Source organism: Blautia sp. AF19-10LB, assembly GCF_003461245.1.
Classification (GTDB): Bacteria; Bacillota; Clostridia; order Lachnospirales; family Lachnospiraceae; genus Blautia_A; species Blautia_A intestinihominis.
Genome location: NZ_QTWS01000058.1, coordinates 1 through 11,524, shown reverse-complemented (window position 1 = coordinate 11,524; position 11,524 = coordinate 1). Strand labels below are relative to the sequence as shown.

General features: G+C 41.6%; 12 protein-coding genes. 9 read left to right on the top strand and 3 right to left on the bottom strand.

Features of this window, described 5'->3' with window-relative positions; translation table 11 throughout:
- The first annotated feature begins 200 nt into the window (after positions 1 to 200).
- From DWX28_RS18195 to DWX28_RS18185, 3 genes are read left to right on the top strand one after another with little or no spacing between them, the layout of a single operon-like run.
- On the top strand, positions 201 to 1,256 hold the full coding sequence (locus tag DWX28_RS18195; RefSeq protein WP_022213796.1) for a helix-turn-helix domain-containing protein: 1,056 nt from the start codon (positions 201 to 203) through the stop codon (positions 1,254 to 1,256).
- Between the two features lie 17 nt (positions 1,257 to 1,273).
- Positions 1,274 to 2,416: a hypothetical protein gene (locus DWX28_RS18190; protein ID WP_022213795.1), complete on the top strand. Its 1,143-nt coding sequence runs from the start codon at positions 1,274 to 1,276 to the stop codon at positions 2,414 to 2,416.
- A 16-nt stretch (positions 2,417 to 2,432) separates the two neighbouring features.
- A complete protein-coding gene (locus DWX28_RS18185; RefSeq protein ID WP_022213794.1) occupies positions 2,433 to 3,530 on the top strand; it encodes a hypothetical protein in 1,098 nt (365 codons plus the stop codon).
- 92 nt (positions 3,531 to 3,622) lie between these two features.
- On the opposite strand, the gene DWX28_RS18180 is transcribed toward DWX28_RS18185, so the two are convergent.
- Together DWX28_RS18180 and DWX28_RS18175 are read right to left on the bottom strand one after the other, a co-directional pair.
- Positions 3,623 to 4,816 (bottom strand): sensor histidine kinase, encoded by a 1,194-nt coding sequence (locus tag DWX28_RS18180; protein ID WP_118254475.1) that lies wholly within the window; start codon positions 4,814 to 4,816, stop codon positions 3,623 to 3,625.
- Positions 4,813 to 5,490 (bottom strand): response regulator transcription factor, encoded by a 678-nt coding sequence (locus tag DWX28_RS18175; protein WP_118254472.1) that lies wholly within the window; start codon positions 5,488 to 5,490, stop codon positions 4,813 to 4,815. The genes DWX28_RS18180 and DWX28_RS18175 overlap by 4 nt, the downstream gene beginning before the upstream one ends.
- Positions 5,491 to 5,745: 255 nt before the next feature.
- Between DWX28_RS18175 and DWX28_RS18170 the strand changes: the two genes are divergently transcribed.
- From DWX28_RS18170 to DWX28_RS18145, 6 genes are all read left to right on the top strand, one after another.
- Positions 5,746 to 6,921 carry a TlpA family protein disulfide reductase gene (locus tag DWX28_RS18170; RefSeq protein ID WP_118254469.1) on the top strand — a complete coding sequence of 392 codons (1,176 nt, stop codon included), beginning with the start codon at positions 5,746 to 5,748 and terminating at the stop codon, positions 6,919 to 6,921.
- A 30-nt stretch (positions 6,922 to 6,951) separates the two neighbouring features.
- Positions 6,952 to 7,104 carry a CD1871A family CXXC motif-containing protein gene (locus DWX28_RS18165; protein WP_005426325.1) on the top strand — a complete coding sequence of 51 codons (153 nt, stop codon included), beginning with the start codon at positions 6,952 to 6,954 and terminating at the stop codon, positions 7,102 to 7,104.
- A gap of 7 nt (positions 7,105 to 7,111) precedes the next feature.
- A complete protein-coding gene (locus tag DWX28_RS18160; RefSeq protein WP_022213790.1) occupies positions 7,112 to 7,957 on the top strand; it encodes a 4Fe-4S binding protein in 846 nt (281 codons plus the stop codon).
- A 70-nt stretch (positions 7,958 to 8,027) separates the two neighbouring features.
- Entirely contained in the window at positions 8,028 to 9,392 is a 1,365-nt protein-coding gene (locus DWX28_RS18155; protein ID WP_255420418.1) for a TrkH family potassium uptake protein, read from the top strand.
- A 12-nt stretch (positions 9,393 to 9,404) separates the two neighbouring features.
- Positions 9,405 to 10,052, top strand: coding sequence for a potassium channel family protein (locus DWX28_RS18150; protein ID WP_022213788.1), 648 nt, complete (start codon positions 9,405 to 9,407; stop codon positions 10,050 to 10,052).
- 53 nt (positions 10,053 to 10,105) lie between these two features.
- A complete protein-coding gene (locus DWX28_RS18145) occupies positions 10,106 to 10,993 on the top strand; it encodes a putative ABC transporter permease (RefSeq protein WP_022213787.1) in 888 nt (295 codons plus the stop codon).
- A gap of 276 nt (positions 10,994 to 11,269) precedes the next feature.
- Here the strand turns inward: DWX28_RS18145 and DWX28_RS18140 are convergent.
- Positions 11,270 to 11,524 (bottom strand): winged helix-turn-helix transcriptional regulator (locus DWX28_RS18140; protein ID WP_147342122.1); only part of this gene is annotated, 255 nt, incomplete at its 5' end.

The following is an 11,524-nucleotide window of genomic DNA, read 5'->3' as shown; positions in this document are numbered from 1 at the left end:
TGGGAACATATAAATATCTATGATTACTTATGGGTCAAGTTAAGAGCTAAAGCAAGGGGTTTTACGACGCATTGGATAATATGAAATCGAAAAAATTACCATATTTGTCTTGGACAGATGTGGTAATTTTTTTGTGCATTTTTTGAAAATCTTTTATAATAGTATTAAAGATTTATATACAGAAATGAGGTGAAGCGAGCGTGAGTTTTAAAGAATGTCTGAACGAGTATATAAAACAAATTCAATGCACAGGTAAAGAACTGGCTGTCAGTAGTGGGATTTCAGAGACTGTTATCAGCAGATATCGTAAAGGAGAGAGGATGCCTTCTGCTGACAGCGAGTATCTCAAAAAACTATCTGATGGAATCATAAAGATAGCAGAGACCAAAATGATTCAGGATTTTAATGCAGAACAGGTATTTGAGAAATTACGTAAAAGTCTGATGACGGGCCAAAAGGAGTTGCATTTTGACAATCAAAAAGTAAATTTGCTGCTGACTGAGCTGGACATTAATATCTCAAAAATAGCTGCTTTTATGCATTATGATCCATCTTATCTGTCCAAGATACGAAATGGAAAAAGAAGTCTGGCACATTATTATCTGACCAGTCGTAAAGAGGAAGTAGCAGTCAGCAAAAAAAATATGGAATTCCTTCTGAAAAAAGCCAGTTCACTGATGGATATTTACAGAAAGGAACGAAGAAATAAGTTAAATATTTTTCTGGATGAAGATATGCATAAGGAAGGGCATCGGCGGAGAGTACTGGCAGCTCCATCATTGGGAACGATGTCGGAACAACTTTTGGAGAAGATCCTGAAGCGCAATGCAATTTGTGGAAATGAGCGGAAGATAGTTCTGGAATGTTATACAAAGCAAAAAGAAAGACTGGAAATGATCCTGAGTCATAGTACCGTGGAAGATGAGATTTCAGAAATCATTTCGGAAGAATATGAGAAATATCCATTGGTGCTTTCTCTTGCAGAGTGTTTCCTGGAAAAAGATATCCAGCTTTCATATGACGAATATCTTTCCGGAATAAGAGAAGCAGAGGCATATGCAGAAAATCACAAAAACTATACAGTCCATGTGACGCAGATGAAAGGTTTTCGCAATATTCAAATTACCTGCTTTGAAGGAAAATGGTGCATGGTATCCAAAAACAGAGCACCGGCTATCCATTTTGTTATACATCATCCGAAACTCAGATATGCACTGGAAAATATGACTTTGCCGATTCAGGACGGGAAGATGTAGAGAAAAAGGAGAGGAATATGAAACGGAAAAAAAGAGAAGCGTTTATAATGGCAGCTGTTGCAGGAAGTTTTGCGGTTAGTATGACTGGTCCGCAAGATATATGGGCACTGGGAAATAATGGAGGACGCTCATATAAAGTGCAGACTATACAGGACAGTTCAACGAGGAAAACCGCAGCCAGAGGTTATGTACCGATAGATTATACAGTAAGTGGGGATGTGACATGGTGTGGAAAGTGGCAGAGCGCTTCTGCTCCGGCACAGGTTTATCTGACTGCAATGAGTGCGGATCAGAACACGATATTTGGCTTTTATTCACCAGTGTCTTATGAGCATATGCTGGATTATTCAATGGGAGGTGTATCTTATAACCAGCACCAGGATGGTTGGTTTGATGCACAGACAATGGTGCCAATGTTACATTTTATGAAGGCAGAAGAATACTGTGATTATATGACAGAAAATATTCTGGATGGGAATCAGGCAGAATTACTCAGTCAGGCAGAGATTACACCGAGTCAGCAGAAAATGTTGGATGAATCGGCTAATTTAAACTATCAGCAAAATCAGCAACTGGTACAGGGAAGTGGATTTCAGGTAGATGGAAGTTATAGTGGAATGGCGGAGAGGACTTATGGACTTACCTTGGATCAGATACCGTTTCGGTTTACGATATTGACGACAACAAATGGAGTACAGCTTTCTTCGACAGCAGATATGATCTATACAACTGCACATACTGCTTTTGTCGCATGGGAATCGCCATTTACATTTTTTATGTTGACGCCGGAAAATGAATATGAAAACAGTTACGCGGATTTTGAGCAGTTTGTTTTGAATACAGCAATGACAGATCAGTTTGTGCAGGCCTTTATAGATGCAAGAACGCAGATCATGCAGTACAGTGGCAGTTCCAGTATGTCACAGATCGGAGATTACTGTCAGGACAGTGTCAGTGCATCGATAGGGAACGATTCTACTTACGATGCAGAACGTTTTACGGATTATATCTATTCACAGAACGATTATACATTGCCGGATGGAGAGCATGTAAAAATACCGACTTCTTATGATTATGTGTACGCAGATGATCTTGGAAATGTTTATGTATCTAATGGTACGGACCAACCGGCCGGAACCACACAGCTTTATCCAAATTGAAAGGAGGAACAGGAGCATGAAAAAAACAGCGCGCATAGGCAAAAAAGTAGTTACGTTTTTTGTAACAGCAGGTCTGGTGGCAGGAAGTGCCCTTCCAGTATATGCTGCAATGGTGGGAAGTATGGCAGTTGAAGAAAATACGGTTGTACAGTCAGAGTCAGAACAGATGCCTCAGGGAGATGTTATAGCATTGGATGATATAGGGATTTCTGTCCAGGTTTCTGATTATACTGCGATTCGCCAGGATGATGGATTTGTTTATATTTACGCGATGGCAGATGAGTCTATTCCTTATGTGATCATTGGAAAATATGATGCAGCGTCTGTTAACTTTGTGAATGAATTTACAAAGTATATGGCGGAAAACTACAGTGATCTGCAAGTATCAGAAGACATGGATACAGTAGAACTGGAAGGACGTATATTTACAAAAATTGGTTACACGTATACTACGAGCGGATATGTAGTACGTGACAGAAGACTTTTTTTCAGTGAAAATGATAGAACCTATATGTTTGGAACAAAAGAGATAGAGTCGCTGGGATATTACACAGGAGATATGCTGGAACAGGTGGCTGGAAGTATGGCTTATCTTGCCGGAGGTGACAGTGATTACGCAAATCATGTGGACAGTGAGCGTTCCGTGACAGGAGGCGCAGAAAAAACGCTGGAGGATATTCAACAGGCAGCCGATGATGCTGTACAGCAGGAACCTTCTTTAGCAAATAGTATCATTTCCGGTGGAACGGTTGGAAGTATTGTTGGAGCTGCGGGAAACAGTACAGAAGAGCATGCAGATGGAAGTGATATTGTTTTTGATGAGACAAAAGCATCGTATAGTGGAACGTGGGTTCCATTTCAGGATGGATTTCAGCTGTATCTTCCCAGTGATTGGAGTACGTATGAATTGACACAGGAAGACACAGATCAAGGCGTACTTTATATTGCCGGAGATACTTCCGGGATAGAAAATTCACCGGCAGTTTCCGTTGTCTGGGCGTACAGTGATGGGGCAGAAACATTGGAAGATATTGCAGCTGTAATTCAGAATAGCGATTTTCAGCTGGATGGTATTGTTACGATCAATACAATACTGACTTCATTAAGCCTTTAAAACCACTGGGGACAAAAACTACCGGGGACGGAGGTTGATGGTATTCAACTCCGTCTTCAGTGGCTTTAATATCGTCCCCGGTGGCTCTGCTCTTATAGAGGCAGCATGAGTGCGATCGTGCTGCCTTTCTCATTGCTTTCGAGCACTTTTACCTGTCCGCCATGCTGTCTGGCAATTTCGGTTACGAGGGCGAGTCCAAGACCGGCACCACCCATGGCACGGCTTCGGGATTTGTCTACGCGGAAAAACGGGGCGAAGATTTTTTCCTGATATTCAGGAGAAATTCCAATGCCGGTGTCAGAGATTTCAATGAAAGCACAGTCTGCCGGATGAGGCTGTGAAGAGGCATCCAGAATGACTTTTCCTGGATGGAGAGTTACAGTTACTTTTCCTGAAGGATGGTTATATTTGATAGCATTTTCCACGAGATTATACACAGCACGGTAGAGAAGAAGATAACTTCCGGTAACAGTACAGTCGCCATCTCTTTGGATCAATTCAATTTGCTTCTGCTCAGCCACTGAAGCCAGATCACAGAAAACTTCCTCTGTAAGCTCTGCCAGCGAAATTGTCTCAGAGCGTTCAACCGTCTGAATACCGGTCATATCGAGAAGAATCTCTGCCAGATGAGAAAGACGCCCGGTCTGTTCCTGAATCAAGGAGAAAATCTCCTGGTATTCTTCTGTGGAAGGTGTCTTTTTGCGGGCAAAAACTTCCAGATTTGTCTGCATGACGGCAAGCGGAGTCCGAAGCTCATGTGCGGCACTGGCAGAAAACTGCTTCTGTGCAGTGAATGCATCATCCAGACGAGAGAGCATTTTATTAAAAGAAGCAGTCAACTGGGAAATTTCGTCATTACTGTCTGGTATTTCCAGAGATTCTGAAAGATTCTGCGCCTGTATTTTACCAATTTTTGTACTGAGGTCATGCAAAGGAGTCAGTGCACGGCGGCTGATAAAATAAGTTCCAATACTGCTTAGAAGAATAATAATGCCGGTAGCGATCATGCTTCTGATGCGAAATAAGTCTTTGGTCGCCTGCACCTGATTGGAAAGATCCGGAAACAATATGGATGGATCTACATTGAAAGTGATTGGTGTGGAGTCAGTTTTATTAATCTGTACGATGTAGCTTTCAAGATTTTCCATTCCGGTGACAGCGGAATTACTGATGAAAAAATACATCAGAATGCAGGTGACGGTTACAAGCAGAGTGATGAGCAAAGTCAGCCGCCACTGCAGGGAGCGTTTCTTCAGTGGATTTTTTATTGTATGATTTTCTTTCATTTCAGATCCTCCGTCAGAATATAGCCCTGTCCGATCCTATTCTGGATCGGATCATTGCCAAGAGCCGTGCGCAGCTTTTTGCGAAGGGCAGAAATATGGACACGTATGGAGTTGCTGAAGCTGTTGACGCTTCCGTCCCAGATATGTTCGATCAGTTCTTCCGGGCCGATGATACGATTCTGGTGAAGCATAAAATATTCCAGCAGTGCGGTTTCCTTCCGGGTGAGAGAAAGTTCTTCGTTGTTGATGCTGGCTTTTCTTGTACGGGTATCAAAGGTGATACGTCCGCATTTCAGGCAGATATTTTCCTGAATAAATTTTCGCCGTGTCAGGCTGCGGATCCGGGCTTCCAGTTCCTCGAAGTGAAAAGGCTTTGTCAGATAGTCATTTGCTCCAAGATCAAGTCCTTCTACTTTGTCCTGGATCTGTCCTCTGGCGGAAAGGATCAGAACAGGTGTGAAGGAGTTTATTTCCCGGAACTGCCGCAGGATTTCCAGACCATCTATGCCGGGAAGATTCAGATCCAGAAGAATCAGATCATAATTTTCGGTCAGGCACAATTCCAGTCCCTCATCTCCATCAAAACAGGTATCTGTTTCGTATCCATTCAGGCGAAGTCCCTCTGCAATCGAGCAGCAGAGCTGTTCTTCGTCTTCTATCACTAATATGTGCATAAGAAATCTCCTTTGTCAAATATGATGTCGGGGTTAAAATGCTTATAGTGAAACTCTGATATTATCATATCATGTTCCATATAAAATTCCCGTAAAAAATACAGGAATAAAAAGAAATTTTGATTTTTTTGATTTCTTAACAGAGATTTTATAGACAGGATGATATAATACGGTTACAGTAATCAAAGCGTGTATAATAAAAACACAAAACGATTTATAAATTACAGGACAAATATGAAGGGAGATATAAATATCATGAAATTCAGAATGAAAAAAATAACAGCACTTATGGCAGCAGCAGTATTGGGAGTATCTACATTTGGAAGTGTATCAGTAATGGCAGCAGAAAGTACAGAAGCAATGGCGGTTCCGGCAGACCAAGCCGGAATGGTAGTTGATGGTGATGCAGCTGCTGCAGAAGGGGATGCAATTCCGTCTGATTTTATACAGGGTACTTTTAAACCATCTGAGACAACTGTGCAGGCACAGGATTCTTATGAGTATCCATTCCTTGGACTTAACATGAAACTTCCGGAGGAACTGCTTAAACAGATAAAAGCGCAGACCATTGCGATGATCACAAATGAAGTATGGAATGACAATGCAGATGCAATTAAATATGCATATATAAGCTGGAGCGAAATGACCGAGGAGCAGAAAGAGGCAGAGGTTGACAAGATGGGAACAGCATATGATGACTGGTACAATAGTCTTGCAAAAGTTGGAGCGATTGGAATCTATGACGAAGATTCTGAGAAAGAACTGGATAAGATCACAGGCTGCACAGAACACAAAGAAATCGGAAGCAGCAGTGATGGAAAGTATAAATATTATCTGAGCACTAATAAAGATGCAGATGAATCCCTGAAAAAAGAAGTGGAAGAAATTGATGTGACACTCACAGAGATGACACCATTCCAGAAGCTTTCCGCATTTGACCAGCCACAGGAGACAAGCAATGAAGGTGATTCTACAACTGTAGGCAAGTTTGAGACAAAAGGCGTTGATGGAAAAGATTATACAGAAAAAGTATTCAGCGATTATGATCTTACACTTGTGAATGTTTTTACTACCTGGTGTTCTCCATGTGTAAATGAGATTCCGGAGCTGGAAAAACTCTATGAAGAGATGAAGGAAAAAGGTGTTGGAGTTGTCGGTGTCGTTCTTGATACAGTGAGTGATGATGCCAAACAGAATGAGGATACAGTGAAAAAAGCCGGTGTTCTTCAGGAAAAGACAAAAGCCTCCTATCCGTTCCTGGTCCCGGATTCAACAATGATGAATGGACGTTTAAATGGTATCTCTGCTTTCCCGGAAACATTCTTTGTTGACAAAGAAGGAAATATTGTAGGAGAAACCTATTCAGGAAGCCATACACTGGACGAATGGAAAGAAATCGTAGAAAAAGAACTCAAGAACATTTCTAAATAATAAAGCGATTTTGACAGAAAGATAAGAAAAATGATGAAAAAAATAACAGATTCAAAGTGGATAGGTCCTGCGCTGGCGATTCTGGGAATCCTCTTGATGATATTTGGAATTTACCGGGGCGAAGTGGATGTAGTCTTTACAAAGGCAATTAATATCTGTATGGAGTGTATTGGAATTGGATAACAAAAAAATGAAAATTAATGAGTGGCCGCGCCATGGGATTCAGGCCTTGTGGGCGGCGCTTACAAACAGTCATGTTTCCGGATTTGTGACTGGAAAGATTTATACCGGAAAATTGAAAAATGTATGTGTTCCGGGGCTGAACTGCTATTCCTGCCCCGGGGCCACAGGTGCCTGTCCTATTGGTTCCTTTCAGGCAGTGATCGGTAGCTGGAATTTCAAAATGGCATATTATATAGTTGGATTTCTGATTTTTATCGGAGCTCTGCTGGGAAGACTTGTCTGTGGATTCCTCTGTCCGTTTGGACTGATCCAGGATCTTTTGAATAAGATTCCTTTTCCCAAAAAGATTCGGACATTCAGGGGAGATAAGCTGCTTCGTAAACTGAAATATGTGATTCTTCTGGTGTTTGTAGTTTTGATGCCATTATTTGTGGTGGATATTATGGGGCAGGGCTCCCCTTATTTCTGTAAGCTGATCTGTCCGGCAGGTACGCTGGAAGGCGGGCTTCCACTGGTGCTTTTGAATAAATCCATGCGCAGTGCAGTGGGATGGCTCTATGTGTGGAAGAATACGATCCTGGTGATCACAATCATACTCTCCATTATCATTTATCGGCCGTTCTGTAAATATATCTGTCCGTTGGGTGCTTTTTATTCTGTATTTAATAAAGTTTCTGTTTTCCGTTATCGAGTGGATGCAGAAAAATGCGTTCACTGTGGAAAATGTGCAAAAGCATGTCAGATGGAAGTAAATCCGGTGGAAAACCCGAACAGCTTAGAATGTATTCGCTGTGGAAGATGTAAAAAGATCTGTCCGACACAGGCAATTCAGTGTGGGACAAAAAGAAAATGAAATTTTTATATGGGCTTAATATCAGATGATAATCAATATTAAGCTTGTATAACTTCTTTTTTGGTATATAATACTATTAAAATCAAAAAAGAGGAGATTAGTTATGCCAGAAAAACATAAAAGAAAACATCTGACATCCTTTCAGATGATTATTTTAGGTTTTGCAGGAGTGATTCTTTTGGGATCACTCCTGCTTATGTTACCCGTCTCATCTGCGGAGAGAGTTGTAACGCCATTTGATCAGGCACTTTTTACTTCAACTTCTGCTGTATGTGTGACGGGTCTTGTTGTGCAGGACACAGGAAGCTACTGGTCAGGTTTTGGACAGGCAGTGATATTGCTGCTTATACAGACAGGCGGCCTGGGAGTTGTAACGGTTGCCGTTTCGGTGTTTATGCTGTCAGGACGAAAGATATCACTGATGCAGCGAAGTACCATGCAGGATGCCATCTCAGCACCAAAAGTCGGTGGTATTGTCCGCCTGACAAAGTTTATTCTGAGAGGAACGTTTCTGATCGAAGGAATTGGTGCGGTTTTGCTTCTTCCGATATTTTGCCGTGATTTTGGAATAAAAGGTATATGGATGTCGATTTTTCATTCCATATCGGCCTTTTGTAATGCGGGATTTGATATACTTGGTACCGCAGATAACACTTTTGTATCACTGAGTGGTTATGCCGGAAATTTCTGGTTAAATATAGTGATTATGCTTCTGATTATCATTGGTGGCATTGGTTTTCTTACATGGGATGATGTTTATACGAATAAACTCCGATTTAAACGTTATCGTATGCAGAGCAAGATTATTCTGTTAACGACCGCAATCCTGATTTTTGTCCCGGCGATCTTCTTTTTTGTCTGTGACTTTGGACAGGTATCGATTGGGAAACGGACGCTGTTATCGCTTTTTCAGTCTGTAACGACAAGAACGGCTGGTTTTAATACCGCAGATCTGTCATCGATGACTGAGGTGGGACAGGCGATCATGATACTTCTTATGCTAATGGGAGGATCACCAAGTTCTACAGCAGGTGGCATGAAAACAACGACAGTGGCAGTCCTGCTTTTGAATGCGTTTGCGACATTTCGAAGTCGTGAGGATGCGGGGGCTTTTGGAAGAAGATTCGACAGTCAGGTAATAAAAAATGCCGCAACGATAGCAATGCTGTACTTTGTATTGTTTTTCTTTGGAGGAATAACCATCAGTGTTTATGAAGGGCTTTCATTGCAGCTTTGTCTGTATGAGGCTGCTTCAGCAGTAGGAACCGTAGGACTTACTCTGGGAATCACACCGGGGCTTCATATCCTGTCACGACTGATACTGATCGTGCTTATGTATCTGGGACGTGTAGGAGGACTGACCCTGATCTATGCGGTAGTGTCCAGAAGAAATACAAATGCAAAAATGCCATTGGAAAAAATAACAGTTGGATAAAGGAGAGAGAGCATGAAGAATATTTTACTTATTGGTCTTGGACGATTTGGAAAACATATTGCAATGCAGCTGAATGAAATGGGACACGAAATCATGGCAGTGGATATCAATGAGGAGCGAGTCAACAGAATCCTTCCTTTTGTTACCAATGCCCAGATTGGAGACAGTACAGATGCCAGTTTCCTGGAATCACTGGGAATAGGAAATTTTGATATCTGCTTTGTTACCATTGGAGGCAGTTTTCAGAATTCGCTTGAGACAACATCATTATTAAAAGAACTGGGAGCAAATCTGGTAATTTCCCGGGCAGAGCGTGACGTACAGGAAAAATTCCTTTTACGGAATGGTGCAGACAGAGTCGTTTATCCTGAAAAACAGGTGGCAAAATGGGCATCTATCCGTTATGCGGATGATCATATCCTTGACTATATGGAAGTAGATGCGTCTCATGCGATCTTTGAAGTAGCAATCCCAGATGAATGGATTGGAAGATCTGTTGGAGAACTGGATATTCGAAGAAGATATAATATAAATATTCTTGCAGTAAAAAAAGAAAGAGAAGTCAGTGTGACAATTTCTGTAGATACAGTTCTTGAAGCTGACAGTACGCTTCTGGTTCTTGGAGATTATAAAGCAATTCAGAAATTTTTCCACATCTGATAACAGTGAATTAACAGACAGGTGAAAGAAGTGATTTTTAGGGGGAGAGAGTCATGATTTTTGGAATGACATATTTTCAGATATGCCTGTATTTTCTGGTTTATTCTTTTGGCGGCTGGGTTGTTGAAGTTATTTTTCATGCGGTAGCACTTGGAAAGGTTATAAACCGGGGATTTTTGAACGGACCGGTATGCCCTGTGTATGGATTCGGAGTGCTTTCTGTGTTTGCCATGCTCAATACGATCCAGAGTGGCGGACATCAGATGAATGATGCAATGATCTTTCTGTTTGGAATTATCCTTGCAACGGCAGTGGAGCTGATCGCCGGCTGGCTGCTGGATGTATGTTTTCATGCGAGATGGTGGGACTATTCAGATAAGCCGTTCAATTTCCACGGATATATCTGTCTGGAGTTTTCGCTGATCTGGGGACTTGCAATCGTTATGGTAGTAAAGGTTTTTCAGAAATATGTAGAAAGTCAGGCATCCCATACCCCGGCAACCTGGGAGTGGATCGTAATAGCTGTTTTATATGCAGTGTATCTGACAGACTTCATTGTGACGGTAGCAGTTATCCGTGGTCTGAACAAGAAACTTACCAAGCTGGATAAAGTCAGCTCAGATCTGAGGATCGTAAGCGACAAACTCAGTAATACTCTGGCAACGACCACGATCGACACTGCACAGAAGGTCGGTGAAGGTAAGGTACAGGCTGCACTTGCAAAAGCAGAACTCCTTGAGGCAACAGCCGCCCAGAAGGAAAAATCTATTGAAATGCTTCGCATGAAAAAATCAGAGCTTCAGGCACAGTTTGATGAACTGTCCAGTTCCATCACAAACCATACTGTATTTGGCCAGGGTCGAATCATCAAAGCTTTCCCGGAGATGAAACACAGAGATTACTTTGAACTGATCCAGGAACTGAAGAAGAAACTGAAGTAGAGCTACTTGCATGATCGCGAAGGTGTTAAGCGGTGTAAGAAAATAAAGAATTCCTTTATTGATGATGAAAATACCGCCAGTGAAATAGTCTACACATAGTGGAGATATTTCATCTGGCGGTATTTTTGTAGTTGTGGATGCCTGTAATAAGGATAAGTGCTGTTCAGGTCTATTGGGCTGGATGATGTAGATGACTTTAATATAAGTAAGTTTAAATGAGATTAACAGAATTATAAAAATCTAGACGATTCTAATTTCCGTGACTGTTCAACAAGTCTACTGCATATTTTTATATGAAATTTCCCATTCTTCCATAGATTTGATGATAGGCCGCATGGACTCTCCGAGTTCGCTTAATGCGTATTCTACCCGTGGAGGTACTTCTGGGTATACGGTTCTGGTGACGATCCCGTCTTCTTCCATAGAACGGAGACTGTCGGTTAAGACTTTTTGGCTGATTCCTTCTAAATTCTTTTTTAACATAATATATAACAAGAATTCTCCTACCTCTGCAGGTAGTGAGATGAATTG